Annotated in this window: 30 protein-coding genes; 18 read left to right on the forward strand and 12 right to left on the reverse strand. The window is 59.5% G+C overall.

What is annotated here, in order from left to right; translation table 11 throughout:
* Window positions 1-61 precede the first annotated feature (61 nt).
* Window positions 62-652 carry an Ig-like domain-containing protein gene (locus tag ACRC4F_RS04005; protein WP_438658187.1) on the forward strand — a complete coding sequence of 197 codons (591 nt, stop codon included), beginning with the start codon at window positions 62-64 and terminating at the stop codon, window positions 650-652.
* Window positions 653-759: 107 nt separating this feature from the next.
* Here ACRC4F_RS04005 and ACRC4F_RS04010 read toward each other — a convergent pair whose 3' ends face one another.
* On the reverse strand, window positions 760-1,797 hold the full coding sequence (locus tag ACRC4F_RS04010; protein WP_438658188.1) for a patatin-like phospholipase family protein: 1,038 nt from the start codon (window positions 1,795-1,797) through the stop codon (window positions 760-762).
* Window positions 1,798-2,019: 222 nt separating this feature from the next.
* Here ACRC4F_RS04010 and ACRC4F_RS04015 point away from each other — a divergent pair, with 222 nt between their 5' ends.
* From ACRC4F_RS04015 to ACRC4F_RS04025, 3 genes are all read left to right on the forward strand, one after another.
* Window positions 2,020-2,298, forward strand: coding sequence for a hypothetical protein (locus tag ACRC4F_RS04015; protein ID WP_338585426.1), 279 nt, complete (start codon window positions 2,020-2,022; stop codon window positions 2,296-2,298).
* A gap of 43 nt (window positions 2,299-2,341) precedes the next feature.
* Window positions 2,342-3,109, forward strand: coding sequence for a CHAD domain-containing protein (locus ACRC4F_RS04020; protein ID WP_438658189.1), 768 nt, complete (start codon window positions 2,342-2,344; stop codon window positions 3,107-3,109).
* Between the two features lie 226 nt (window positions 3,110-3,335).
* Window positions 3,336-4,133, forward strand: a complete 798-nt coding sequence (locus ACRC4F_RS04025; RefSeq protein WP_438658190.1) for an acyl-CoA thioesterase — start codon at window positions 3,336-3,338, stop codon at window positions 4,131-4,133.
* On the opposite strand, the gene ACRC4F_RS04030 is transcribed toward ACRC4F_RS04025, so the two are convergent.
* The 3 genes from ACRC4F_RS04030 to ACRC4F_RS04040 form a co-directional block, all read right to left on the reverse strand.
* Entirely contained in the window at window positions 4,134-4,499 is a 366-nt protein-coding gene (locus tag ACRC4F_RS04030) for a terminase (RefSeq protein ID WP_109633668.1), read from the reverse strand.
* Between the two features lie 244 nt (window positions 4,500-4,743).
* Window positions 4,744-6,225 carry a methyl-accepting chemotaxis protein gene (locus ACRC4F_RS04035; RefSeq protein WP_438658191.1) on the reverse strand — a complete coding sequence of 494 codons (1,482 nt, stop codon included), beginning with the start codon at window positions 6,223-6,225 and terminating at the stop codon, window positions 4,744-4,746.
* A gap of 206 nt (window positions 6,226-6,431) precedes the next feature.
* Window positions 6,432-7,241: a TatD family hydrolase gene (locus ACRC4F_RS04040; protein ID WP_438658192.1), complete on the reverse strand. Its 810-nt coding sequence runs from the start codon at window positions 7,239-7,241 to the stop codon at window positions 6,432-6,434.
* A 235-nt stretch (window positions 7,242-7,476) separates the two neighbouring features.
* On the opposite strand from ACRC4F_RS04040, the gene ACRC4F_RS04045 reads away from it, so the two are divergent.
* The 3 genes from ACRC4F_RS04045 (at window position 7,477) to ACRC4F_RS04055 (ending at window position 9,993) form a co-directional block, all read left to right on the forward strand.
* Window positions 7,477-8,898 carry a transglycosylase SLT domain-containing protein gene (locus tag ACRC4F_RS04045; RefSeq protein WP_438658193.1) on the forward strand — a complete coding sequence of 474 codons (1,422 nt, stop codon included), beginning with the start codon at window positions 7,477-7,479 and terminating at the stop codon, window positions 8,896-8,898.
* A 103-nt stretch (window positions 8,899-9,001) separates the two neighbouring features.
* On the forward strand, window positions 9,002-9,436 hold the full coding sequence (locus tag ACRC4F_RS04050; RefSeq protein ID WP_438658194.1) for a DoxX family protein: 435 nt from the start codon (window positions 9,002-9,004) through the stop codon (window positions 9,434-9,436).
* Between the two features lie 248 nt (window positions 9,437-9,684).
* Window positions 9,685-9,993: a class I SAM-dependent methyltransferase gene (locus tag ACRC4F_RS04055; protein WP_438658195.1), complete on the forward strand. Its 309-nt coding sequence runs from the start codon at window positions 9,685-9,687 to the stop codon at window positions 9,991-9,993.
* Between the two features lie 3 nt (window positions 9,994-9,996).
* Here ACRC4F_RS04055 and greB read toward each other — a convergent pair whose 3' ends face one another.
* From greB to ACRC4F_RS04070, 3 genes are read right to left on the reverse strand one after another with little or no spacing between them, the layout of a single operon-like run.
* On the reverse strand, window positions 9,997-10,494 hold the full coding sequence (gene greB, locus ACRC4F_RS04060) for a transcription elongation factor GreB (protein ID WP_033057207.1): 498 nt from the start codon (window positions 10,492-10,494) through the stop codon (window positions 9,997-9,999).
* Window positions 10,495-10,528: 34 nt separating this feature from the next.
* The gene (locus tag ACRC4F_RS04065) at window positions 10,529-13,033 is read right to left on the reverse strand and encodes an ABC transporter permease (RefSeq protein WP_438658196.1); all 2,505 of its coding nucleotides are present in this window, start codon (window positions 13,031-13,033) and stop codon (window positions 10,529-10,531) included.
* Window positions 13,033-13,716: an ABC transporter ATP-binding protein gene (locus tag ACRC4F_RS04070; protein WP_438658197.1), complete on the reverse strand. Its 684-nt coding sequence runs from the start codon at window positions 13,714-13,716 to the stop codon at window positions 13,033-13,035. The genes ACRC4F_RS04065 and ACRC4F_RS04070 overlap by 1 nt, the downstream gene beginning before the upstream one ends.
* Window positions 13,717-13,726: 10 nt before the next feature.
* Between ACRC4F_RS04070 and ACRC4F_RS04075 the strand changes: the two genes are divergently transcribed.
* The 3 genes from ACRC4F_RS04075 (at window position 13,727) to ACRC4F_RS04085 (ending at window position 15,757) form a co-directional block, all read left to right on the forward strand.
* Window positions 13,727-14,332, forward strand: coding sequence for an arylesterase (locus tag ACRC4F_RS04075; RefSeq protein ID WP_219095325.1), 606 nt, complete (start codon window positions 13,727-13,729; stop codon window positions 14,330-14,332).
* A 56-nt stretch (window positions 14,333-14,388) separates the two neighbouring features.
* Window positions 14,389-14,682, forward strand: coding sequence for a hypothetical protein (locus ACRC4F_RS04080; protein WP_003226812.1), 294 nt, complete (start codon window positions 14,389-14,391; stop codon window positions 14,680-14,682).
* 103 nt (window positions 14,683-14,785) lie between these two features.
* Window positions 14,786-15,757: a L,D-transpeptidase family protein gene (locus ACRC4F_RS04085; RefSeq protein ID WP_438658198.1), complete on the forward strand. Its 972-nt coding sequence runs from the start codon at window positions 14,786-14,788 to the stop codon at window positions 15,755-15,757.
* A gap of 123 nt (window positions 15,758-15,880) precedes the next feature.
* Here ACRC4F_RS04085 and oprI read toward each other — a convergent pair whose 3' ends face one another.
* Window positions 15,881-16,132, reverse strand: coding sequence for an outer membrane lipoprotei OprI (gene oprI / locus ACRC4F_RS04090; RefSeq protein ID WP_003172710.1), 252 nt, complete (start codon window positions 16,130-16,132; stop codon window positions 15,881-15,883).
* Window positions 16,133-16,774: 642 nt separating this feature from the next.
* Here oprI and ACRC4F_RS04095 point away from each other — a divergent pair.
* Window positions 16,775-17,062, forward strand: a complete 288-nt coding sequence (locus ACRC4F_RS04095; protein ID WP_008057026.1) for a GNAT family N-acetyltransferase — start codon at window positions 16,775-16,777, stop codon at window positions 17,060-17,062.
* A 66-nt stretch (window positions 17,063-17,128) separates the two neighbouring features.
* Here the strand turns inward: ACRC4F_RS04095 and ACRC4F_RS04100 are convergent, their stop codons facing one another.
* Both ACRC4F_RS04100 and ACRC4F_RS04105 read right to left on the reverse strand, forming a co-directional pair.
* On the reverse strand, window positions 17,129-18,205 hold the full coding sequence (locus ACRC4F_RS04100) for a 3-deoxy-7-phosphoheptulonate synthase (RefSeq protein WP_017339811.1): 1,077 nt from the start codon (window positions 18,203-18,205) through the stop codon (window positions 17,129-17,131).
* 162 nt (window positions 18,206-18,367) lie between these two features.
* Window positions 18,368-18,811, reverse strand: coding sequence for a PilZ domain-containing protein (locus tag ACRC4F_RS04105; RefSeq protein WP_438658199.1), 444 nt, complete (start codon window positions 18,809-18,811; stop codon window positions 18,368-18,370).
* Here ACRC4F_RS04105 and ACRC4F_RS04110 point away from each other — a divergent pair.
* The 5 genes from ACRC4F_RS04110 (at window position 18,810) to cysB (ending at window position 22,767) form a co-directional block, all read left to right on the forward strand.
* Entirely contained in the window at window positions 18,810-19,196 is a 387-nt protein-coding gene (locus ACRC4F_RS04110; RefSeq protein WP_438658200.1) for a thioredoxin family protein, read from the forward strand. The two genes, ACRC4F_RS04105 and ACRC4F_RS04110, sit on opposite strands and share 2 nt — an antisense overlap.
* Window positions 19,193-20,149, forward strand: a complete 957-nt coding sequence (locus tag ACRC4F_RS04115; protein ID WP_438658201.1) for a putative 2-dehydropantoate 2-reductase — start codon at window positions 19,193-19,195, stop codon at window positions 20,147-20,149. The genes ACRC4F_RS04110 and ACRC4F_RS04115 overlap by 4 nt, the downstream gene beginning before the upstream one ends.
* Before the next feature lie 25 nt (window positions 20,150-20,174).
* Window positions 20,175-21,080 (forward strand): 5'-nucleotidase, encoded by a 906-nt coding sequence (locus ACRC4F_RS04120; protein WP_109633637.1) that lies wholly within the window; start codon window positions 20,175-20,177, stop codon window positions 21,078-21,080.
* Between the two features lie 95 nt (window positions 21,081-21,175).
* Window positions 21,176-21,679 (forward strand): universal stress protein, encoded by a 504-nt coding sequence (locus ACRC4F_RS04125; RefSeq protein ID WP_438658202.1) that lies wholly within the window; start codon window positions 21,176-21,178, stop codon window positions 21,677-21,679.
* Window positions 21,680-21,792: 113 nt separating this feature from the next.
* A complete protein-coding gene (gene cysB, locus ACRC4F_RS04130) occupies window positions 21,793-22,767 on the forward strand; it encodes an HTH-type transcriptional regulator CysB (RefSeq protein ID WP_008148549.1) in 975 nt (324 codons plus the stop codon).
* 6 nt (window positions 22,768-22,773) lie between these two features.
* Here the strand turns inward: cysB and ACRC4F_RS04135 are convergent, their stop codons facing one another.
* Both ACRC4F_RS04135 and ACRC4F_RS04140 read right to left on the reverse strand, forming a co-directional pair.
* Window positions 22,774-23,256: a GreA/GreB family elongation factor gene (locus ACRC4F_RS04135; protein ID WP_438658203.1), complete on the reverse strand. Its 483-nt coding sequence runs from the start codon at window positions 23,254-23,256 to the stop codon at window positions 22,774-22,776.
* 2 nt (window positions 23,257-23,258) lie between these two features.
* On the reverse strand, window positions 23,259-23,669 hold the full coding sequence (locus tag ACRC4F_RS04140) for a hypothetical protein (RefSeq protein WP_438658204.1): 411 nt from the start codon (window positions 23,667-23,669) through the stop codon (window positions 23,259-23,261).
* Window positions 23,670-23,793: 124 nt separating this feature from the next.
* On the opposite strand from ACRC4F_RS04140, the gene earP reads away from it, so the two are divergent.
* Complete coding sequence (gene earP / locus ACRC4F_RS04145; protein WP_438658205.1) at window positions 23,794-24,936, forward strand: elongation factor P maturation arginine rhamnosyltransferase EarP; 1,143 nt, start codon at window positions 23,794-23,796, stop codon at window positions 24,934-24,936.
* A 48-nt stretch (window positions 24,937-24,984) separates the two neighbouring features.
* On the forward strand, window positions 24,985-25,554 hold the full coding sequence (locus tag ACRC4F_RS04150) for an elongation factor P (RefSeq protein ID WP_007943632.1): 570 nt from the start codon (window positions 24,985-24,987) through the stop codon (window positions 25,552-25,554).
* The last annotated feature ends 148 nt before the right edge of the window (window positions 25,555-25,702 follow it).

Below are 25,702 nucleotides of genomic sequence, written 5' to 3' on the forward strand. Positions count from 1 at the left end.
ACACTGCGAGCAAAGGTGGCTTCGGTCAAAAACTCAATCGGTTTATTGAATTGGAGCAGGTATGAAAGACCACAAACCTTTGGTAATGGATGAGTCGGAAGCGTTTATACCGGGAATGGTTCATTCACTGCAGTTATTCCCGGATTTGGAGCCGGATTCAACGCCTGATACCACTTTTCGACGTCAGCCTACAGGCGGCAAGAAACCGTATTTTTACAAGGTGGATAATGCGCACATCGCTCATGTCAATCAGGAGGGTGTTGTCAGCGCATTACGCTCGGGCAAGGTCACCGTGGAGGTCACTGACGCGACGGGTCAGTCCAAATGTTACATCGTGAATATCCCGAACGGGAAAGCCTTTTTCCATTTTGGCACTGCAAGACTGCGTTCTTTAATGGAAGATGCCAATAGAGAACGAGTGCAACTTTCAAATATCAATGATTTGAGGGTTCTTTATCAACGCTTTGGCAATCGGTGGCCTTTGGAGGGTGGGCAGTTTTGGTCGACGACGGGTTCATCGGAAAAACCAGAGCCACCACCGTCGGACCCGATAGGGACAGGACTCAATTACTACACGAAGGACATGAAAAGCGGTATTGAACAGACAAACGACGGTGGTCATGTCTTTATTGCATTGGGCAGGAATTTGTAAAAAAAGCATCCTTAAAATCATCTAGGGGAGCTGGAAGACAACTCCCTTCGATGTGTCTTGGGCACAGTGATGCAGCAAACACTTCGGCTCATTGAACGTCACTATTTTCAGTCCCGCTCATTCTCATACCGATCCAGCGTATCCCGAGCAATCTCGCGCCCCAGCGCGATCAACTCCGGCGCCTTGTAAAACTCGAAAAACCGGCACACCCGTTTCGGCACGTTGATCAGGATGTCCGGCGGATACCCGGCGATCTTGTACTGCGCCAATGACGTCTGCATCACCTCGAAACTCTGGTTGATCAGGTCGAGCAAGGACGCCGGCCCGACGTTGTCGATGATGAACGAGCCTGTGGCGGACTTCGGTGCGCCTTCGCGTTCAGGGGCGGCCGCCGGTTGCTGGGCTTCGGGTTCGGCGGATTCGATCCAGGGGTTGATATCGGCCGCTTCGGCCATCAACGCTTCCTTTTCCAGCAGCAGCAATTGTTCCGCCTGTTTGCGCCGGAACGGCAATTTTGAACCCAGGGAATTGATCAGGCTGTCGAACCGGGTCTTGAACGCGGCCGGGCGCTGGATCACCGGCAGTTGATAGTGGCGCTGGTTGGTGGAGTTGAGGTTGACCGCGATGATCAGGTCGCAATGGCTCGACACCACGGGCACGATCGGTAAAGGGTTGAGGATGCCGCCGTCCACCAGCATGCGATTGCCCTGCATTACTGGCGTGAACAAACTGGGAATTGCCGCCGACGCACGCATGGCCTGGTGCAGGCAGCCTTCCTGGAACCAGATTTCCTGCTGGTTGGTCAGGTCAGTCGCCACTGCCGTATAGGGGATGCGCAGGTCTTCGATGTTGATCTCGCCGACGATCTTGCGGATCTGCCCGAACACCTTCTCCCCGCGAATTGCGCCCAGGCGAAAACTGACGTCCACCAGACGCAATACATCGAGGTAGTCCAGGCTTTCGATCCAGTCGCGATAATCGTCGAGTTTGCCGGCGGCGTAGATCCCGCCGACCACGGCGCCCATTGAGCATCCGGCGATGCAGGCGATGTCGTAGCCGCGCCGTTCGATTTCTTCAATGACACCGATATGGGCATAGCCCCGGGCTCCACCCGAGCCCAACACCAGCGCGACACGCTTTTTCATGAATCGCCCTCGTCTGACAAGGTTCAACAATGCACCCTTCGAGGGGCGCGCTTCAATCGCTAAGGTCGCTCGATGGGCTGAGGGCGTCGTTTTTTCGACACTCCGTGGCGGCGCACGGATATTCTTGCGACCGCTTCAGTTTCCGCGGCGGGGCCAAGGCACTTTTCACGTGCCAGACCGTCTTACCTGCACGACTGTTTACCTATTTTTGAGGTGTGAGTGATGAAAGCCTGGATCTGCGTGCCTTTGATTGCCCTGGCACTTGCCGGTTGTGCTGGCAAAACTGCTTATCGTGACAGCTGCGGTAGCAACCTCGATGCGGCGTGGCATGAACTGGATTTGGCCAAGGCCGAGGGTTTCGCCGGCAACGTCAGCTACTCCAAGGCCTTGTCGCTGTTGACGGCGGCCAAGACCCAACAGCAATTTGAAGGTTTCGAAGGCTGCACCAAGAAGGCCGAGAAGGCGCGTTTCTATATTCGTGAGTCTCGCGCCGGTCGTTGAGGCATAAGCTAGGCTTGGGGAAATTCGCTTCAGGGAGCAAACGATGTCTGCCTTGGTTGATCGGTTGGTGGCTCACGTTCTGGGTCTGGAAGTTCGCCTGCTGGCCTGCCAGGCACGCCTGAGTGCGCGCACTGACCCGGAAGCGTTGCACGATCTGCGCACCACGGTTCGCCGTTTGCGCAGCCTGTTGCGGCCATTGCGCGGGCTTCCCGGGGTCGAGCAGCTGGAAGCGGCTGCGTCCAGTGTCGGGGATTTGACCACGCCCATGCGTGATCGCGAGGTGCTGGCGGCTTATTTGCTCAAGCACGATCAACCCGAGGCGGCGCACCGGCGCATGGCGCAGATGGCCGAGGCGTATCCGGCGGTGGCGATCAGTCCCGAGGTGACGCAGTTGTTGATGATCGTCGACGCCTTTCCGCGTTTTATCCGCGCTTCCCAGCGCCAGGGTTTGCTCAAGGGCTTGCGCGAACGCATCGATAAACGCTTGGCCAAACAATGGAAGAAGCTCGATCATGCCTTGCACGATCCTGCCCACGATCGCCATCGCTTGCGCCTGTTGATCAAGCGCGTGCGCTACGGCATTGAGGCCTATCCCGAACTGGATCGCTTGCCCAAGGCGGCGATGCCGCGTTTGAAGTCGGCGCAAGGTGCCTTGGGCGACTGGCACGACTGCTGGCAATGGCTGGCCAGGGCTGAGGAGGAAGCTGATTTGCAGCCTTGCGTCGCGGTCTGGAAAACCACCATGGCCAAGGCCGAAGAACGCGCCGACCGCGTCCTCGACAAACTCAGCGCTGCCTGCTTCAAATCCTGAATCCCCAATCAACTGTAGGAGCGAGCCTGCTCGCGATAGCGGTCTGTCAGCCAGCCCTGATGCCGACTGATGCACCGCCATCGCGAGCAGGCTCGCTCCTACAGTGGTTTGGTATTGCGCCTGAGCCCAGCGGCTCATCTGTCAGTGCTTTTGGCCGGAATGAGCGCTGTGCCGGGCTCCCTGGCTCGTTAAGATCCCTACATCCTTTTTCCGCACCGAGGTTTCCATGCGCTTTTCCGATTTGCTCGACGCCGTCCGCAGCCATCCGCTGGAGCTGTCTATCCCGGCCGAATGGGCGCAGGGGCGTGCGAGTTTCGGTGGCCTGGTGGCCGCGTTGCAATACGAAGCCATGCGCGCAAAAGTCCCGGCGGATCGGCCAGTGCGTTCGTTGGCGATCACCTTTGTCGGACCGGTCGAGCCCGAAGTGCCGGTCAGCTTTGAAGTCGATGTCTTGCGCGAAGGCAAAGCCGTCAGCCAGGTGCTGGGTCGGGCGATGCAGAAGGGGCAAGTCGTGACGTTGATCCAGGGCAGCTTCGGTGCCTCGCGGCCTTCCGAAGTCGCAGTCGCGGCCGAGCCTGCACCTGAAATGAAGCACTGGGACGAGTGTCAGGAACTGCCGTACATCAAAGGCGTACTTCCGGAGTTCATGCAGCATCTGGCGATGCGCTGGAGTGTCGGCGGTCTGCCATTCACCGGCAATAAGTCCCGCGAGATGGGCGGCTGGGTGCGTTTGCGTGGGGATGTGAAAGTAGAAGCGGTCACCGAGTCGCATATTCTGGCGCTGGTGGACGCCTGGCCACCGGCCCTGTTGCCGCACCTGAGCAAACCGGCGATGGGCAGCACGCTGACCTGGACCATCGAATTCGTCCAGCCGCTGCTGGAGTTGAGCACGCTGGACTGGTGCAAATACCTGGTTGAAATCGAGCATGGCGCCGATGGCTACGGTCATGCGGCGGCGAAGCTGTGGGGCGCGGACGGTCAGTTGATTGCCATGAGCCGGCAGACGGTAACGATTTTCGCCTGATCAGTGACGACGGTGGCGCTCACGCCAAGCGCGCCACCAGCCGCCACTGAGGAAGAACCGTGGAAAGGTCAGGAACTGTTCGACCAGCAAACGCGATAACGCATCTTTACGATCACTGAACGGCTCGGAGGCTTGCGCCTCCAGGCTGTGGCCGTGGCGCTGCAAGCCCAGCGCGGCGATCACGCCAATGACACCAATGGCGAAGTTCGCGAAGTTCAGGCCGAACACCCCGGAAACAATCAAAAGAAATGCCACGATGAACAGCGGCACGGCGATCAGGTGCAACACCAGATTGGTCGGGTGCTGGTGATTGCCGGGGTAGGCGCGCCATTGCCAGGCGGGCAGGTTGGGGTGTCGTTTGCCCATGATGCTAATCCTCGATCCATGTTGAACACATGATTGAAGAATAGGCTTGGCGAATGCGGGCGGCGAATCGAGGTTGGCTATCGAAGTGATAGCGGTCATGGTCAGGATTGATGTTGCCCGGTCTGACGCTATCGCAAGCAGGCTCGCTCCCACAGTGGATCTGAGTCGATCCCGAATTTGAAATTCACTGCCGATCCCCTGTGGGAGCGAGCCGGCTCCGGGCGGCGTTCCGACGATGGGGCCCTCAAAGCTTGAGTTGCCCGATCGCCTTGTTCAGTTCCCCCGCCAACGCCGCCAACTCATTACTGGTCGTCGCCGAATCCACCGTCTGCTGCACGGTGTTCTCGGTCACATCGCGAATACTCACCACCGCCCGGTTCATCTCTTCCGCGACCTGACTCTGCTGCTCGGCCGCCACCGCAATCTGCGTATTGCTTTCGCGCATCTGCGCCACCGCGCTGGTGATTTGCGCCAATGCGACGCCAGCCTCTTGGGCCTGTTGCACGCAGTCATCGGCCTTGAACGAGCTTTCCTGCATGAAGTCCACCGCGTCCCGAGTCCCGGCCTGCAGCGCGGACACCATAATGGTGATCTCGTCAGTCGAGGTTTGTACGCGCTTGGCCAGGTTGCGCACTTCATCGGCGACCACTGCAAAACCGCGGCCCATTTCGCCGGCCCGCGCCGCTTCAATCGCGGCATTCAGCGCCAGCAGATTGGTCTGCTCGGCAATGCTGTGAATCACGCCGACCACGCCGTTGATTTTCTGGCTGTCCTCGGCGAGGCGCTGGATCATCTCGGCTGTCTGCTGCACCCCGCTGGACAATCCGGCGATGGATTTCTGCACCCGACTGACCACTTCCTGCCCGCTGCCGGCCAACATGTCAGCAGTTTGCGAGAGGTCGCGGGTGGCGCCGGCGTGCTGGGCGATGTGGTAGACGGTGGCGGTCATTTCGTTGATCGCCGTGGCGGCCTGATCGGTTTCGCTTTGCTGGCCGAGCATGCCGTGACGCACCTCGTTCATGCTCGAGGCCAGTCGCGCCGCGCCGACATCCAGATGCCGGGCGGTGCTGGCGACGGTGTTGACCACTCGCTGGTATCCGGCCTGCATCGCGTTGAAGGCATGGGCCATCTGCCCGACTTCGTCCTTGCCGGCCAGCGGCACACGGGATGACAGGTCGCCGGTTTTCTCGACGTGAAGCATCACGTCTTTCAAGGTGTTGAGCTGACTCAGCAGGAAGCGGATCAACAGTTGCGACGCACCGAGCATCGCCAGCATCAGGATGAACACCGCCACCGCGTAGTTGGCGAAACGTTCACTGAACACCTGGCTCAGGCTCGGGCCATAAGCGATGACCGCGATCTGATGACCGTCAGGACGAGACAACACTTCGGCGCCCATCAATGGGTTGTCGCCGAACAGCGGCATGGCGTTGATCTCGACCCAGCCATGGGCATCGGCCAGTTCCAGCACCGGCTGCTGGTTCAGCAACGGCGCCTGCCCGCGACTGAAGGTCAGCAGGTTTTCGGAGTTGGGCAACGGTTGCCCGGCAGGCCAGGCATTGAGCAAGCGTGCCTGCGCCTGAGCCGCTGCTTGAGAGGCATGGTTGCGGGCCTGTTGTTCGAGCTGCACGGCGTACAACACAAGCAGGAGGGTGGTGAAAAAGGCGACCGCATTGACCGCCCAGAATTTGTATTTCAGCGAGATGTTGCTAAGCCAGGCACCCATGGAGGTCTTCTCTGATAGCGGAAACAGCATTGGCAAGGTGCCAGCATTGTGCCGCTATGCAGGGATTCCGGACTTGATGTGGATCAATCATCATCACAATCCCCTGTGGGAGCGAGCCTGCTCGCGATAGCGTCGGCACATCCAACATTGAGGTGACTGACAGGGCGCTATCGCGAGCAGGCTCGCTCCTACAGGAGGATTTGTGGTTATTGGGGGATGGAGGGCAGGGCGTAGAACGCCCGAGCGCAGGCGGTGGTGTGGGCGGCCAGATCTTCTTCCGTTTCACTCCGATGCAACGCCACTTCGCGCAGCACTTCCGTCAAATACGCCGGTTCATTGCGACCGTTTTTCGGCTTGGGTCGCAAGCTGCGCGGCAGCAGGTAGGGCGCATCGCTCTCCAGCATCAAACGCCCGCGCTTGATCTCTTTCACCAGCGGATGCAGGTGCGTGCCCCGGCGCTCGTCGCAGATCCAGCCGGTGATGCCAATGTGCAAATCCAGGTCCAGGTAACTGAACAGCGCCTTCTTTTCCCCGGTGAAGCAATGCACCACCGCGGCCGGCAGCTGATCACGGTAATCACGGAGGATTTCCAGCAGTCGCTGACTGGCATCGCGCTCGTGGAGGAACACCGGCAATTGCAGGTCGACGGCTAACGCCAGGTGTTCTTCGAGGACTTTTTCCTGCTGTGGGCGCGGGGAGAAATCGCGATTGAAATCCAGCCCGCATTCACCCACCGCCACCACGTTGGGCTCCTTGAGCAAACTGCGCAGTTGCCGGGCGCTGTCGGCGTTCCAGTCGCTGGCCGAGTGCGGGTGAATGCCCGCGGTGGCGAACAACCGCTGGGCTGTTTCGTCCAGCTGCCGGCACAGCTCCAGCGCCTGCTCGCTGCCTTCGACACTGGTGCCGGTCAGGACCAATTGGCAGACCCCCGCGGCATACGCGCGATCGAGTACGGCCTGGTGCTTATCACCAAAACTGGGGTTGGTCAGGTTGACGCCGATATCGATGAGTTGCATGGTGCTACCTCGGACCAAAGGCCGGAAAGCATATCAGAGCTGTAGATTTATAAGAAAAGCCAAGAACTACAACGAGTTAAAGCTGTCTCTTGATGCCGCGAGACACGCCGGGGTGGCCAGGGTGCCATCACTGTGCCAGTCTTTCGCACTTTGTCAGCGCTCAAGGCGCTCTGTTTCTGTCGTTCGATTTCACGAAAATTCTTGAGATCGACCCAGTATTCTTTCCGGAGAGTGGATGATACGTCCCTCGATGTTGCTACTGCTGTGTTGTTCGTTACTGCTGCCGATGCCGGCGGTTGCGCGTCTGGCCGGCCCGCTGCAAGCCGTGCCGGCGGCCAAGGTCCGTGATCTGGCAGAGATTCGCAGCAGTCGCGTGTTGCGGGTGCTGGTCAACCAGAGCCGCAACAGCTCCGGCGAAGTCCAGGGCCAGGCCATCGGCGTCGAATACCACCGCCTGCGTGCCTTCGAGCAATACCTGAACGGTCACGCCCGTGACGGTCAGGAAATCACCCTCAAGATCATTCCCAAAGCCAAGGACCAACTGCTCGGTGCCTTGCAGCGCGGGGAGGGTGACCTGGTCGCGCCGGGTGAGCTGCTCGACTTGCAACCGGGCCACGCGGTCAGCAGCAGCGAACCGATTGCCAGCAACATTCCGTTGGTGCTGGTGGGCATCAAAGGTGAGCGCCGTTACACCCGGGTCGAACAACTTTCGGGCAAAACCCTGGCGCTGCCCACCGGCAGTGCCGCCGGGGACGCGGTCAGTCAGATCAATTCGAAGCTCGCCCTGCACAAACTGGCGCCAGTGAAAATTGAATGGGTCGACCCCAGTCTGGCGGTCGAAGATGTGCTGGAAATGGTCCAGGGCGGGATCTTTCACCTGACTATTGTCGAACAACCGATTGCCGAGCGCTGGGGCAAGATCCTGCCCAAGTTGCGCTTCGACAAGCAGGTGCCGATCAGCGACCCGGGCGAAGAGTTCTGGTTTGTGCGCCGCGACGCCTCGATGTTGCGCGCGAGCATCGATCGCTTCCTGACCACCTACAAGAAACCATCGGACCAGGACGTTGCGTTCCTGCGAATCTATCGACGCCTGTATCAAGTGCACTATCCATTGGCCAAGGCTGATCGCCAGCGTCTGGAAAAACTTCGCCCGGTGCTGCAAAAGCACGCGGATGCCCAAGGCATGGACTGGCTGAACCTGGCGGCGCTGGCGTTCAAGGAATCGGCTCTGCAACCCAACGCCCGCAGCGGCAGCGGCCCCACCGGCTTGATGCAGATCACCCCGTCTGCCGCCCAGCGGGTCGGGGTCAACAACATTCAGAACCTCGACGCCAATGTGCAGGCCGGGGCCAAATACCTGGCGATGATCCGTCGCAAATTCTTCGCCAGCCCCAAGCTCAACGAACGCGAGCGCATGGCGTTCGTGCTGGCGGCCTACAACATGGGGCCGGAGCGGGTGCAGGGCATGCGCGCCGAAGCCCGGCGGCGCGGTTTGAACCCCAATCAGTGGTTCTTCCAGGTCGAGCGCATAGCCATGGAGCAGGTGGGAATGGGCGCCGTCAGCTATGTTAATAGCGTGAACAAGTACTACCTGGCGTTCGATCGTGAAAGGGAATCGTTGGAGCCCCAGGGGCAGAAAGTTGCCTCACGGAAATGATCGACTAAACTGATTGTTATGCCGCAAAAATTGCGCTTTTATCATTGGTTTTATCGATTAATATAGCGGCCAACCAACACACAATCACAATGGATGACACAGCATGAGCTCACTGATCAACAAGGTACTGTTTACCCGCGCTGGCTACGGCTTGACCGTTCTGCGGATTTTCGTCGGCATCATCTTCGCCGCTCACGGCGCGCAGAAACTGTTTGGAATGTTCGGTGGCTACGGCATTGCCGGCACTGCGCAGTACATGGAAAGCCTGGGTCTGGCACCGGGTCACCTGATGGCGATTCTGTCCGGTGGTACCGAGTTCTTCGGCGGCCTGGCCCTGATCATCGGCCTGCTGGTACGCCCGGCAGCACTGGGACTGACCTTTCTTTCGCTGGTCGCCATTTTCACCGTGCACATCAGCCACGGCCTGTTCATGTCCAACAACGGTTATGAATTCGCCCTGGCTTTGCTCGGCGGCAGCATCGCGGTTTTGATCGAAGGTGCCGGCAAGCTGTCGGTAGACCGCGCCATCGCCGACTGACCGCTCTGGCTCAACGAAAAGGCCCGCATTGCGCGGGCCTTTTTTGTTGCGCGTCATTCTTGACACTGTCCGGTCAGCTTCTCTAGGATGCTGCTCATGCGCCGATTTAAACAGCTACTTGCGGGGCGCCAGGTGACTCATCCAGTTGCCGATAGAAGCTTGAAACAGGCTTCGAAATACCGCTAAAGCGCTGGTTCGGTGTTGCCTCTCACCTGCCATGCAGACTTTTGAGGCAGAGACACGACCCAATGAATGCACTAAGCCCCGTTGTACGCCCCGCGCCGATCACGGCACATCTCACCCAGCGCAATCCAAAAATCCTGCTTGGCGGCAAACATCAGCCGACGCTCCTGCGTTATCTCGATGGCTGGCCACGTCGTACCGGCGGCCCTGCAGCGTTCCTGATCCAGTTTGTCGAAGACGGTGAATCGCTGGCGCGATTTGCCAGCGACAGTTTTGATCTGGCGGTAATTCAATCGCCCAGTGTTGAAGACGCGCCGGAAGTGATCAGGCAACTGACCCGGGTTGCCCGGCAAGGTTTGATTACCCGTCGCTGAGGCTTAGAGATACTCGATCGCCACGATGTAAACGCATTGCTCACCGGTCGGTGTCTGGACCCGAACCTCGGCGTCCAGCGCCTTGCCAATGAGCGCGCGGGCGAGCGGCGAATCGATGCTGATCAGGCCCAGTTTCAAATCCAGCTCATCCGGGCCGACGATGCGGTAGCGTGATTCTTTGCCGTCCTCATCTTCGATGGTGACCCAGGCGCCGAAGTAGACCTTGTTCGGGTCGCTGGGCTTTTCGCTGACCACCTTCAGCGCTTCGAGCCGCTTGGTGAGAAAGCGCACACGGCTGTCGATCTCGCGCAGCATCTTTTTGCCATAGGTGTACTCGGCGTTTTCCGAGCGATCACCCTGTGCCGCCGCCTCGCTGACCGATTGCGTCACCTGAGGCCGACGGACATGCCAGAGCTCATGGAACTCGGCCCGCATCCGCGCTTCACCTTCGGGGGTGATCAGCGCGGTGCCAGCGGTGCGGGGAGGGCGATAACGGCTCATGGCAACTTCTTGTGAGGGGAAGGCCTTGAGTCTATCAACCCTCGCGCAACACTGTCAGGGGGCTGGCGTTCAGCGCGCGACGGGTACCGAACACGCCGGCACCGCCGATCAGCACCGCGCCAATCAACGGCAATACCAACAGCCAAGGATGCGGATGCCACGGCAGGTCGAAGGCGTAGCGGTAAAGCACCAGGCTCACCAGTTCCGAACCGAGTGCCGCCAACAATCCGCTGACCGCGCCGAGCAAACCGAACTCGATCCGCCGGGCCTTGACCAGCAATTGCCGTTCAGCCCCCAGCGCTCGCAGCAGCGCGCCTTGACGAATGCGTTCATCGAGGGTCGCTTGCAAGCCCGAGAACAACACCGCCATCCCCGCTGCCAATACAAACAGCAGCACGTACTCCACCGCCAGGGTGACCTGGGCGAGGATGCTGCGCAGCTGCGCCAGCAAGGCTTCGACTTGCAGGATAGTCACCGCCGGGAAGGACCGGGACAGGTCGACAATCTGCTGATCGTGACCCGCCGCCAGATAGAAACTGGTCAGGTAGGTCGCCGGCAGGTCCTTCAAGGTCCCTGGCTGGAAAATCATGAAGAAGTTCGGCTGGAAGTTATCCCAATTGATCTCCCGCAGGCTGGTGACCTTCGCTTCGCGATTGGCCCCGCCGACGGTAAAGACCATGTGATCGCCGAGCTTGAGCTTCAGGCTTTCGGCAACTTTGCCTTCCACCGACACGCCAGGAATCTCATCGGCTGGTTGCTCGCTCCACCAGTTGCCCGCCGTGAGCTTGTTGCCCGCCGGCAGGTCCGCTGCCCAGGTCAGGCTCAGATCGCGCTGGATGGCGCGATCGCCCGCCGAATCCTTGCTGACGATTTCCTGCACCGGCTCGCCGTTGATGCTGATCAGACGGCCGGGCACCACCGGGTACAGCGGCGCCGATTGGGCTGACAGTTCGATCAGGCGATCGGTGAAGGCTTGTTTGTCGGCAGGCAGGATGTTCAGGGCGAAATAGTTCGGCGCGTTTTTTGGCAACTGATTTTGCCAGGTATCCAGTAACTCACCGCGCAGCAAGGCGATCAGCGCCATGGACAACAGGATCAGACCGAAGGCAAGGGCTTGTCCCGCTGCCGCCAGAGGATGGCGCAGCAATTGGCCCAGCCCGAGGCGCCAGGGCAGCGAAGCGCGTGCCAGCATTCGGCGCAGGCTTTTGAGCAGCAGCAACAGCAGGCCGCCGAGTATCACCGCTGCGATCACGCCGCCACCGAGCAGGGCGAAGGTCAGCAGCAGGTCGAGGCTCAGGCGCCACATGATCAAGCCGAGGGCGCCCAAGGCGGCGCCGTAGACCATCCAGGTGCTGGAAGGAATCGGCAGCATGTCCCGGCGCAGAACCCGCAGCGGTGGCACTCGACCGAGAGCGGCCAGCGGCGGCAGGGCGAAACCGGCCAAGGCCACCAAGCCTGTGCCGATCCCGGCGATGGCGGGAAACAGGCCGCCCGGTGGCACATCGGTCGGCAACAAATCATGCAGCAACGCGAACAATCCAAGCTGTGCGAGCCAGCCGAGGAGGGCGCCGCCAAGGCTGGCGAGCAGGCCGAGTACCGTCAGCTGCAAACTGAACAGCACCATGGTTTCCCGGCGCGACAGGCCCAGACAACGCAGCAAGGCGCTGGCATCGAAGCGGCGGGTGGCGAAGCGCGTCGCCGACAGCGCCACGGCAACGCCAGACAGCAGAACCGCCACCAGACTGGCCATGTTCAAGTAACGCTCGGCCTTGCCCAGCGCGCCGCCGATCTGCCGGTTGCCGTCGCGGGCATCCTGGATGCGCTGGTTGGCGGCGAGGCCGGGTTTGATCAGTTGACGGTAGGTTTCCAGCGCCTCGGCTTTACCACGCCAGAGTTCGCGGTAACTGACCCGGCTGCCGGGTTGCACCACGCCGGTCGCGGCGAGGTCGTTGAGGTTGATCAGTACGCGTGGTGTGAGGCTGTAGAAATTGCCGGCACGGTCCGGTTCGTAGGTCAGGACTCGCGCCAGTTTCAGGGTGCGCAGGCCGACATCGATGCTGTCGCCGATCTTCAAATCCAGTGCGGTCAACAGTCGCGCTTCGACCCAGGCTTCACCGGGTTTCGGTCCGCCACCGGCTTCTTCCGGGGCGAAGGGCGCCGGGGCGCTTTTCAGTTCGCCTCGCAGCGGATAAACCTCGTCGGCGGCCTTGATGCTGGACAGCTGAATGCCGTTGTCAGTGGCGATGACACTGGAGAACTCCACCACTTGAGCGTGTTCGAGCCCCAGGTCCGTGCCGCTTTTGATCTGTTCGGTTCGCGCGGGAGAGCTGCCCTCAAGCAACAGGTCGGCGCCGAGGAACTCAGTGGCGCGCAGCATCATGGCGCCGTTCAGGCGGGCACCGAAGTAGCCGATGGCGGTACTCGCCGCCACGGCGACCACCAGGGCGAAGAACAACACGCGCAATTCGCCGGCACGGGCATCGCGCAGGAGTTGGCGGATGGCAAGGCTGAACAGGCGCAACAGCGGCAGGCGTGCCATCAAGGCTCCAGAGGGGCGACCAGCAGGCCGGCTTCAAGGCGGATCAGGCGCCGGCAGCGATGTGCCAGGCGTTCGTCGTGGGTCACCAGCACCAGGGTCGTGCCGCTTTCCTGGTTGAGTTCGAACAACAGGTCACTGATGCGTTCACCGGTGTGGCTGTCGAGGTTGCCGGTGGGTTCGTCGGCGAACAGCACATCGGGTTCGGCGGCAAACGCACGGGCAATCGCCACGCGCTGCTGTTCGCCACCAGAGAGCTGGCGTGGTGAATGGGTCAGGCGCTGGCCCAGGCCTACCCGCTGGAGCAATTCAGTGGCGCGTTCACGGGCGTCCTTGCGGCCATCGAGTTCCAGCGGCAGCATGACGTTTTCCAAAGCGTTGAGACTGTCCAGCAGTTGAAAGGACTGAAACACAAACCCGACATGTTCCGCCCGAATACGCGCGCGCTGGTCTTCATCGAGAGTGCTCAGGCCCTGGCCGGCAAGGGTGACTTCACCGCTGCTCGGCAGGTCGAGGCCGGCAAGCAGACCGAGGAGGGTGGATTTGCCGGAGCCGGAGGCGCCGACGATGGCCAGGCTGTCACCCTTGTTCAGTTCCAGGCTGAGTTCGTGCAGGATAGTCAGTTCACCTTCCGCGCTGGGAACCACTTTGCTGAGGTTCTTCGCGGTGAGAATGCTTGCGCCCATGGAGAATCCGATGCGAGTGTGGTTTTTGAGTGCTGGCCTGGCCTTGATGTGCATGGCCCAGAACGCAGCGGCGGGTACAGTCCTGATCGTTGGCGATAGTATCAGCGCCGGTTTCGGCCTGGATACCCGCTTGGGGTGGGTCTCGTTGCTTGAGCAACGGCTCAAGCGCGAAGGTTTCGACGATAAAGTGGTCAACGCCTCCATCAGCGGCGACACCAGCGCCGGAGGCCAGGCGCGGCTGCCCGCGCTGCTTGCAGAGCATAAGCCTGAGCTGGTGATCCTCGAGTTGGGCGGCAACGACGGACTGCGCGGAATGCCCCCGGCTAATTTGCAACAAAACCTTGCGTCGATGATCGACAGCTCCAGGGACAGCGGCGCCAAGGTGCTTTTGCTCGGCATGCAGTTGCCACCCAACTACGGCGTTCGTTACACCGAGGCCTTTGCGAAGGTTTACAGCGCGCTGGCCGAGGAGAAAAAAATCCCTCTGGTGCCGTTTTTTCTCGACGGCGTGGGCGGCCATCCAGACTTGATGCAGGCCGACGGATTGCACCCGGCTGCGGGCGCTCAGGACAAGTTGCTGGAAAATGTCTGGCCGACACTGAAACCGCTGCTTTGACGCTTTTCTAGCGGCGGTGTTTCGGCTAAGGTGGCGCCCCCGATTTGGAGCCCCCGATGCCGCGTCCTGCCTGGTCCCTTTTTGCCTACCAACTGATCGAGCCTGACGAACAGCTGGATCTGTTCGCCTGCCAGGAAGTGCGAGTGCATCTGGTGACCCGTCAGCTGGAGCTGGGCGGCTCGGCCGATCGAACCTTGTGTGGCAGCCTGCTGCCCGCGCAACCGCGCTGGTCGAGTGTCGATCGTCGTGTGTTCCAGGACCAGCGCCTGTGTTCGCTGTGCCGGGCCATCCTCGAATCGCAGAAGCGCGGTACCTCACCGATCTGGCCAGAGTTGCGATTCGAGCTGTAAAGCGGCAAAGATAGCTTGCTATCGGCCAACTCCCCGAAATTCCGGATGCCGGTGTACAATCGCGTTTTTATACCCTTAGTCGATCATGCGAAGGATTTTCCGGATGTTGCCGCGTTTTCCTGCCGTTACCCGCTGCCTGTCTCTTGCCGCCCTTTGTGTGGCGGGCCCCGTAGCCGCATTGGAGCTGCCCCTGCCACCACCCGGTGAAGACATCGTCGGCCAGGTGCAAGTGATCAAGGCCAAGTACGAAGACACCTTCGCCGACCTTGGCACCACTTACGATCTGGGCTACTCGGAAATGGTTGCGGCCAACCCGGGCGTTGATCCATGGTTGCCGGGTGCAGGCACCGAGATCGTCCTGCCAACGCGCTTCATCCTGCCGCCGGGCCCGCGTGAAGGCATCGTCATCAACCTGGCCGAATACCGCCTCTACTACTTCCCAAAAGGCCGCAACGTGGTCTACACGTTCCCGCTGGGTATCGGTCGTGAAGGCTGGGGCTCGCCAATCGCCCATACGAGCATCATCGCCAAGACGCCGAATCCGACCTGGACCCCTCCAGCGTCGATCAAGGCCGAGCACGCCGCTGATGGCGATCCGCTGCCGAACGTGGTGCCGGCCGGTCCGGATAACCCGCTGGGCCCGTTCAAATTCACCCTGGGCACGCCGGGCTACCTGATCCACGGTTCGAACAAGAAGTTCGGCATCGGCATGCGCACCAGCCACGGCTGCTTCCGCATGTTCAACAACAACGTGCTGGAGATGGCGGGCATGGTGCCGGTCGGCACGTCGGTACGCATCCTCAGCGATCCGTACAAATTCGGCGTCAGTGGCGGCAAGGTTTATCTGGAAGCGCACACACCACTGGATGACGCGGGCAATCCTTCTGTGGTCGACAAGCACACGGCGGTGATCAACGCGATGCTCAAGCGTGAGGACATTACCAATAACCTGCGCATGAACTGGGATGTGGTCCGTGACGTGGTTGCCGCTGAAGACGGCTTGCCGGTTGAAATCGGAGTGCCGAACTCCTCGGCGCCGATGGTGACGAGTACACCGGTCGACCCGATGCAGTAACGTTTGAAAAGAACCCGCCGACGCAGGCCGCGTCGGCGGGTTTTTTATTGCCGGCAAGAAATATCAGGCAATAAAAAAGCCGACCCATAAATGGGTCGGCTTGATAACAATCCCGAAGGACTATTACTTGCGGCTAGCTTTTTCCAGCATGCGCAGAGCACGCTCGTTAGCTTCGTCAGCAGTCTGTTGTGCTTTTTGAGCAGCAGCCAGAGCTTCATCAGCTTTACGGTAAGCTTCGTCTGCACGAGCCTGGGAGCGAGCTGCTGCGTCTTCAGTAGCAGTCAGACGTGCTTCGGTTTCTTTCGATACGCTGCTGCAACCGGTAGCCAGAACTGCGGCCAGAGCCAGAGCAGAGAATTTCAGAACGTTGTTCATCGTGTTCCCCTTCAAGGACTTTCTATTAAGTAGCTGTCTCCTCAGAGTGAGGAAATAGCCGGCGTACATACTACCCATTACTTCTAGTAAGTAAACTGACGTGTAGCAAGAAGCAAAAAAAATTGTAGGCGTTGATTCTTTTTCGAGCAACTTTTAACTGCATTGTTTAAAAAATATCCAGCTGGGAGGCCCGCGCTGAGCGATGCGGCGAAAAAAAGTTCCGTGCACTCACAGCTGTTTTTCTCAATCTTGGCTAAAGTCTGTCTATATGGATTCGTCCATACTTTTGTTCGGATTTTGCGTCGTGGCTCTCATAATCTTTATCCATCTTGATGGTGACTTTAAGAGCTCGCGTTCGTCTTAAGTCTCAACATCCGGCAATGTTCAGGCTATCGATCCGCGGATATCTCCGGTCGAGCCGTCCCTGCGTAACCCGGAGCAGCACCCGCCCCCTGAGCGCGATGACGAGCGTACCTTGAGCATTTCTGCCATTGGTGCCTACTATTTGATACGTGCCCGGTTGCGCGAGATCGGTGCGGCTCTTCTCGGTGTCCATTCAGGCACGGGGTGGCGTAGATGTTCCTTCGCCGGAAAAACATCGGTAAGGTAGGGGTCAGAATTCAAGACCCGCGAGGAGTAGTGATGAGCGAGGCGTTGTCCATCCACCATGACCAGGCTGGTCATCAGTTCGAGACCAATGTGGACGGTCATCGTGCCTACCTGACCTATATGGACCTGGGAAAGCAGACCCTGGATATCTATCGGACCTTCGTGCCCAACGCGTTGCGTGGTCGCGGCATCGCGGCAGCCTTGACCGAGAAGGCGCTGGAGTACGCCGAGGAAATGGGCTACACCGTCATTCCATCGTGTTCCTATGTGGAACGCTACATGGAGCGTCACCAGCGGCATGCCGCCAAGCTGAGCCAGTAACCGCAAAATACGAATACAAAAAAACGCCGGGTTTAGCCCGGCGTTTTTGTGTGCGGCGAAACGTGATCAGGTGCGAGCGCGTTTGGGCAGCACATCCTTGAGCTTGGCGTGCATGCTGCGCAAGGTGTTTTCAGTTGCAGACCAATCGATGCAGGCATCGGTGATCGACACGCCGTATTGCAGGTCGGCGAGGTCTTTCGGGATGGCCTGGCAGCCCCAGTTCAGGTGACTTTCGACCATCAGGCCGATGATCGACTGGTTGCCTTCGAGGATCTGGTTGGCGACGTTCTCCATCACCAGCGGTTGCAGGGCCGGGTCCTTGTTGGAGTTGGCGTGGCTGCAATCGACCATGATGTTCGGCTTGATCTTCGCCTTGTTCAGCGCTTGCTCGCAGAGCGCGACGCTGACCGAATCGTAGTTCGGCTTGCCGTTGCCGCCGCGCAGTACGACGTGGCCGTAGGCATTGCCCTTGGTGGTGACGATCGACACGCCACCTTCCTGGTTGATACCCAGGAAGCGGTGCGGACTGGACACCGACTGCAGGGCGTTGATCGCTACCGTCAGGCCGCCATCGGTGCCGTTCTTGAAGCCGACAGCCGAGGACAGGCCGGAAGCCATTTCACGGTGAGTCTGGGATTCGGTGGTGCGCGCGCCGATGGCCGACCAGCTGATCAGGTCCTGCAAGTATTGCGGGGAGATCGGATCAAGGGCTTCAGTGGCGGTCGGCAGGCCCATCTCGGCCAGGTCCAGCAGCAACTGACGACCGATGTGCAGACCGTCCTGAATCTTGAAGGAGTCATCCAGGTACGGGTCGTTGATCAAGCCTTTCCAGCCGACGGTGGTGCGAGGCTTCTCGAAATACACGCGCATGACCAGATACAACGTATCGGAGACTTCCGCGGCGAGCACTTTCAGGCGCTCGGCGTATTCGTGGGCAGCCTTGATGTCGTGGATCGAGCAAGGCCCGATGACGACGAACAGGCGGTGATCGGTGCCATCAAGAATGTTGCGAATGACTTCGCGGCCCTTGGTGACGGTGCGCAAGGCGGCGTCGCTCAGAGGGATATCACGCTTGAGCTGATCGGGAGTGATCAGGGTCTCGTTGGAGGCGACGTTTAGGTCGTTGATCGGTAAATCAGCCATCGTTTACTCGTCAGGTCACGGGTGCCGGCCGCCAGCGAACCCGCGCGGCGGAGCACAGCAAATTAAGCGCGTCGGGGAGCCGAACCTTAGCGCGTTACACCGTGGCTCGACAATGGGCAGACAGCGGTTTTAGGGGCATTCGCAACGAATTGATAACCTCCCTTAATCCAGCACAGCCTGGGCAAATGCCTTGCGAACCGTGTCGTGGGAGAACTCGTCGGCATGTTGCTGGACCCATTCGAGGGCCAGCGCCTGGGTTTCCTGCAGATCGTCGTGGGCGTCATGCAGGCGACAATAACGTTCGATCTGGCACACCTGCTCGCCCATCCGGGCACTGAACATCATCTGCTCGTCAACAAAGGCAATGCCCACCAGGTAACCGCGTTTGCGCCGCAGGCACCAGGCCACATAGCCCAGAAAACGCAAATCGGGGTTCAAGGTCGGCATGCGCACTTCCAGCGCCGTACCGTGACGCCAGGCGCGGTGGTAATTGCAAGCCATGCCCCCGAGACTGATAGTGTGCAGCTGTTGTCGTGAAATACACTCAGGTTTCAGCAACGTTAATTCGACGGGCACATCATCAGGATGAGGAATAAAACGTCCCATGAGCACGGACTCCATGTGTCGGCCATTTGACATTGTTTCCCCCAGTATAGTGGTCGAATTGGAACTGACCGATTTCGACGCCGACCAACGGCTGCTGGCGATGAGCGGTGTGTCGCTTGTGATTTTCACCAGTGTCGGCTGCGCCGGTTGCCGATTTGCCCGCGAGCAATTGCCAAGACTCGATCTGGCAATCGACCGGCTGTGCTGGATTGATGCCGGGGACAATGGCGGGGTGGTCGAGCGTTATCAGGTTTTTCATTTGCCGGCGCTGTTTGTGGTGCGCGACGGCGAGTTCTTCGGGCCAGTACAGTCGCGCCTGACCAGCACCGGGCTCAATGAAGCCGTGCGGCAGGCGCTCAGTCGAGATGCAGAGGAGTTGCCATGATGGGGGCAGTTGCCAAACCGACAATCGGTATTATCGGAACCGGCGCGATCGGCGGGTTCTACGGGGTGATGCTGGCGCGTGCCGGTTTCGATGTGCATTTCTTGCTGCGCAGTGAATTTGCAGCGGTCGCCGAGCGCGGGCTGCAAGTCGACAGTGCGGTGCACGGCGCGCTGACATTGAACCCGGTCCAGGCCTATTCATCGGCCGAAGACATGCCGGCTTGCGACTGGTTGCTGGTCGGTGCAAAGACCACCAGCAACGCTGACCTGGCGCCCGCCATCATTCAGGCCGCCGCGCCGAATGCCAAAGTCTTGCTGTTGCAAAATGGCCTGGACGTCGAAGACAGCTTGCGCGAGTTGCTTCCCGATTCCCTGCACTTGCTCGGCGGACTGTGTTTCATCTGCGTCCATCGTGAAGGGCCTGGCGTTATCACCCATCAAGCGCTCGGCGCAGTGAATGTCGGTTACCACAGCGGTCTCGCCGCCGATGAGCCGGCGCGAATGACAATTGTCGAGGAGGGCGCCGGACTGTTCCGCGCGGCCGGCATCGACTCTCAGGCGATGCCGAACCTGCACCAGGCACGCTGGCAAAAACTGGTCTGGAATATCCCTTACAACGGCCTGTCGGTTCTGCTTGGGGCCAGCACCACGCCTTTGATGGCCGATGCCGACTGCCGGGAGCTGATTCAGGCGCTGATGGCCGAAGTGGTCCAGGGGGCAATCGCCTGCGGTCACGACATCCCGGCCGGGTATGCCGACCATTTGTTCAAGGTGACAGAGAAAATGCCCGACTATTGGCCGAGCATGTACCACGATTTTCTGCATAAACGACCGCTGGAACTGCAGGCCATTTATGCGCGACCTCTGGCGGCGGCCAAAGCGGCGGGCTGTGAATTGCCGCGAATCGAAGCCTTGTATCGCAGCTTGAGTTTTATCGATCGACGCAACACGTAAGTCGATCAACCGGAGGGGGAAGGGCATGGCAAAGACGATTGACGACAAACTGGTGCTGGCGATTTCGTCGCGAGCGCTGTTCGACTTGAGCGAAAGTCACAAGGTCTATTTGTCGAGCGGCGTCGAGGCCTACCGGCAATATCAGATTGAACACGAAGACGAAATCCTCGAGCCCGGTGATGCGTTTCCGTTGGTGCAGAAACTCTTGAACCTGAACGCCAGCCTTGGTCGTGCGCGGGTCGAAGTGATCCTGGTGTCGCGCAACAGCGCCGACACCGGCCTGCGGGTATTCAACTCGATTGATCATTATGGCCTGGCGATTTCCCGTGCGGCGTTTGTCGGCGGGCGCAGTCCTTATCCGTACCTCAAGGCCTTTGGCTGCGACCTGTTTCTCTCCACCCATGCCGAAGACGTGCGCAGTGCGCTGGATGCCGGGTTCGCCGCGGCGACCATTTTGTCGGGCGGTGCCAGCCGCGCGGCCAGCGATGAACTGCGTATTGCCTTCGACGGTGACGCCGTGCTGTTTTCCGACGAGTCCGAGCGGATCTATCAGTCTGGTGGCCTGGAAGCGTTTCAGGCCAGCGAACGTGAATCGGCCCGCGAACCCTTGCGAGGTGGGCCGTTCAAAGGCTTCCTCGCCGCCCTCAATCTGTTGCAGCGCGAGTTTCCCGATGATGCCTGTCCGATCCGCACTGCCCTGGTGACGGCGCGTTCGGCACCGGCGCATGAACGGGTGATCCGCACGTTGCGCGAGTGGGACATTCGTCTGGACGAGTCGCTGTTTCTGGGTGGCCTGACCAAGTCGGCGTTCCTCGAAGCGTTTGCCGCCGATGTGTTTTTCGATGATCAGGCCGGCCATTGCGAGTTGGCTCGTGAAGTGGTCGCCACCGGCCACGTACCCCACGGCATAAGCAACGAGCAAAAAGTTTAAGCCCGCCGTTCAACGCGTTACGCCGAGCGTCGTACTCGCCAAGGCACTGCTAAGCTGAATCAAATCTCCGCCATGTTGGCTCGCGAGGAGGTCATATGATTCGTTCGATGCTGTATGCCACTGACCTCGGTCTGTATGCACCGTTGGTGATGCAGCATGCCTTGGCGTTGGCGCGGACATTCAATGCCGACTTGTATGTGGTGCACGCGGTTGAGCCCATGGGGTTGTTTGCTGAATCGGTGCTGCAGAGTTACCTCGATGAGCAAGCCTTGAACGAGTTTCACAGTCAGGGCCTGAGCACGGTGATTGCCAACATCGAGCAGCGGGTGCTCGACAGCTTTCGTGAAGAGTTGGGGGATGAAGGGGAGCTGGACCTGGAGCGGATTCAAGCGGTGCGGGTGCTGCAGGGCGACCCGTCGCAGGTGATTCTCGACCAGGCGCAGAAACTCTCTGTGGATTTGTTGATCGTAGGTAGTCATAGCCATGGTGCTGGCGCGGAAACGCCTTTGGGCCGGACCGCTGCGCGGGTGTTGCAGTTGGCGCGGGTCCCGGTCTATCTGGTGCCGCTGGTTGAACGTCGTCGTCAGGGCGATCGCTAGAACACGAATAGTGGCAATTTGACAAAAAAGTTCTAGATTTATTCTTCAAACCATTAATATAGTTATATACCGTCGCTGATGCCCGTGGCGTCTACCTGCTTTGAGGGATTCATATGAAGCTTCAACAACTGCGCTACATCTGGGAAGTGGCGCACCACGACCTCAACGTTTCCGCAACAGCCCAAAGCTTGTACACCTCGCAACCGGGTATCAGTAAGCAAATCCGTCTGCTGGAAGACGAACTCGGCGTCGAGGTTTTTGCGCGCAGCGGCAAGCACCTGACCCGCGTCACCCCGGCCGGCGAGCGCATCATCACCACCGCCGGCGAGATCCTGCGCAAGGTTGAAAGCATCAAGCAGATCGCCCAGGAATTCTCCAACGAGAAGAAAGGCACCCTGTCGATCGCCACCACGCACACTCAGGCCCGTTATGCATTGCCGCCGGTGATCAGCAATTTCATCAAGCAATATCCGGACGTTGCCCTGCACATGCACCAGGGTTCGCCGATGCAGATCGCCGAAATGGCCGCTGACGGCACCGTGGATTTCGCCATTGCCACCGAAGCGCTGGAACTGTTCGGTGATCTGGTGATGATGCCGTGCTACCGCTGGAACCGTTGCGTGGTCGTGCCACAGGGCCACCCGCTGACCAAGCTGTCGAAGCTGACCCTCGAAGCCCTGGCCGAATACCCGATCGTGACGTACGTGTTCGGTTTCACCGGCCGTTCGAAACTCGATGAAGCCTTCAGCCATCGCGGCCTGACGCCAAAAGTGGTGTTCACTGCCGCCGACGCCGACGTGATCAAGACTTACGTTCGCCTTGGGCTGGGTGTGGGCATCGTGGCGAAAATGGCCGTCGACGCGAAACTCGACAGCGACCTGGTCATGCTCGATGCCAGCGACCTGTTCGAATCCAGCATCACCAAAATCGGTTTCCGTCGTGGCACCTTCCTGCGTGGTTTCATGTGCGACTTCATCGAGAAGTTCGCGCCGCACCTGACCCGCGAAGTCATGGCCAAGGCCATCCAGTGCCACAACAAACAGGAACTGGAAGAGCTGTTCGACGGCGTCGAACTGCCTGTTCACTGATCCTGTTCAGATCACCTCGGTGACAGCAAACTGTTGCCGAGCACCCGCTACCTGAATCTCCACCTCGTCCCCTTCAAACTTGCCCAGCAGGCTTTTGCCCAGTGGTGAGCGAGGGGTGATGACGGTGATCATCTGCCCCACCATGTCGACTTTCAGGCCTGCCGCGTCAGGGGCCAGAAACAGCCATTGCTCACGACCCTTTTCGTCTTCCAGGCCGAGCAGGGCGCCGACTTCGATGCCGCGTTGTTCGTCGTAAGGGCGCAAGGTCAGGTTCTGGCAGAGTGTGAGTGACTGCCTGATTTCTTCCACCCGTCTGGCCTGGCCGGCCGCCAGATAAGACGCCTCAAGGCCCAGAGTGTCGTACTTGTTTTCGGCGATGTTTTCTTCGTGGGTCGCGGTTTCGTACGCGGTTTGCGCGGCACGCTCGGCGATGTCGAGATCGATCCGAAGCTTGTCGATAATCAACTGGTGGACAGATTGCTTATTCATGGTCAGTCGCAGAATTGCAGGACGTTGGCGCGGCTTTTTTCGCTCGGCGCGGTCTTGTCCTGTTGCAGCCAGAACTGGCATTTCGGATTGGACAGATTGCGCCCGCTGCTACGGGCCTGATCCATGCGTTGCTGCTGCTCGTTCTTGCGCAGGTTCTCTTCGTACTGTTCGAACAGCGGACTTTGCGGCGGGATGTCCGGCACCGGTTGCACCACCACCGGCGGCTTGGCCAGTTGCTCTACCGCGGCGGCGACGGGTGCGAGTTGCTCGCTGAACAGCAGCCGCGAGGCGACCCAGCAAGTCAGCGCGATCGCGAGAAATCCAAGCCACAGACCGAGGGCAATGCTGCCGGTCAATTGCAGCGCACTGAGCTGAATCGGCAACGGGCGGCGCGGGTTGGGACGGTAGGGCATGGCTGCCTCCTGGCGGGTGGTCGCGGGCGAGTGGCGATTGTCGCACGAAGATTAATCGCCGTCGGCTCTTCTGCGCGAGGTAATTTATGCGGACAATCGGCGCCTTTGCCAACGGGAGCCTGGAATGCCTGAATTGAAAACCCGCTGGGATATTTTTTGCACCGTGGTCGACAACTTTGGCGACATCGGCGTGACCTGGCGACTGGCCCGACAGCTGGTGGCCGAGCATGCTGTGGCGGTGCGGTTGTGGGTCGATGACCTGCGCGCCTTCGAACGCATCTGTCCTGAAATCGACATCCATACCGGGCAGCAGTGGCAGCAAGGTGTGGAAGTACGTCAGTGGCCAATCGAATGGCAACCCGCTGAAGCCGCCGATGTAGTGATCGCCGCGTTCGCCTGCCAGTTGCCGAGCGCCTACATGGAGGCCATGGCCTCGCGGGAAAAGCCGCCGCTGTGGATGAACCTCGACTACCTGAGCGCTGAAGACTGGGTGATCGGCTGTCACGGTTTGCCGTCGGTAAAGTACAAGAGCGTACAGAAGTACTTCTTCTTTCCTGGATTCCAGAAAGGCACGGGGGGGCTGCTGCGTGAGAACGGTTTGCTTGAACGTCGCAGCGCATTTCAGCAAAACCCCGAGGCACAGCGAGAATTCCTGCAAGGCCTGGGGATTGATCGCGCACCGAATGCACAGCTGATCTCACTGTTTGCCTACGAAAATGCCGGATTGGCCAGCTGGCTGGACGCGATGGCCTTCGATTCGATACCCACGCATCTGCTGGTGCCCGAAGGGCGGATTCTCGGGGATGTCGAACGCTGGCTGGGCGTCGATCGACTGGCGGCTGGCGCGGTGCACGTGCGCGGCGAATTGACCGTGCAAATCCTGCCGTTCGTCCGACAGGATCAATACGATCACTTGCTCTGGTGTTGCGATTTCAACGCCGTACGTGGCGAAGATTCCTTTGTCCGCGCGCAATGGGCAGGGCGGCCGCTGCTCTGGCACATCTATCAGCAGGACGAAGATATCCATCTGGACAAGCTCGACGCCTTCCTGACTCTTTACACAAAAGGCCTGTCCGGGCCCGCCAGCGAGGCGATCAGCGGTATTTGGCGAGCGTGGAATGCAGGTCATGATGTGTCCGACCACTGGCGAACGACTTGTAAACACTGGCCAGAGCTGCAAAAACACGCCGAGATGTGGTGTCTGGAACAGGCCTTGCAGGCGGATCTTGCCGCGGCGCTGGTACAGTTTTATGTAAATTGGATATGATACGCGGCCTAGATTTTTGTAAATCCCATCCAAATTCGGATATTCGCAATGAAAACTGGTAAAGAACTGAAACCCGGTACCGTGATCCGTCTCGAAAACGATCCTTGGCTGGTTCAGAAAGCTGAATTCACCAAATCCGGTCGTAACAGCGCGATCATGAAGACCAAGCTGAAAAACCTGCTGACCGGTTACAAGACCGAGATCGTTTACAGCGCCGACGACAAACTGGACGACGTAATCCTCGACCGCAAAGAAGCGACCCTGTCCTTCATCAGCGGCGACACCTACACGTTCATGGACACCACCGACTACACCATGTACGAGCTGAACGCTGAAGACATCGAAGCCGTTCTGCCTTTCGTTGAAGAAGGCATGACCGATGTTTGCGAAGCGATCTTCTTCGAAGAGCGTCTGGTTTCCGTAGAGCTGCCGACCACCATCGTGCGTCAGGTTGACTACACCGAAGGTTCCGCTCGCGGTGACACTTCCGGCAAGGTAATGAAGCCTGCCAAACTGAAGAACGGTACCGAGCTGTCGGTTGCTGACTTCATCGAAATCGGCGACATGATCGAGATCGATACCCGCGAAGGCGGTTCCTACAAAGGCCGTGCTAAATAAGCACTGCTTCAGGAATGAAAAAGCCCGACCATTGAGTCGGGCTTTTTTGTGCCTGTCAGAAATACGCTGACTGGGAAAACGCCGCAAAACCTGTAGGAGCCGGCTTGCTGGCGATGGCGTCTTCAAAATCGCCATCGCCAGCAAGCCG

The sequence above is a fragment of the Pseudomonas sp. genome (assembly GCF_051660785.1).
Classification (GTDB): Bacteria; Pseudomonadota; Gammaproteobacteria; order Pseudomonadales; family Pseudomonadaceae; genus Aquipseudomonas.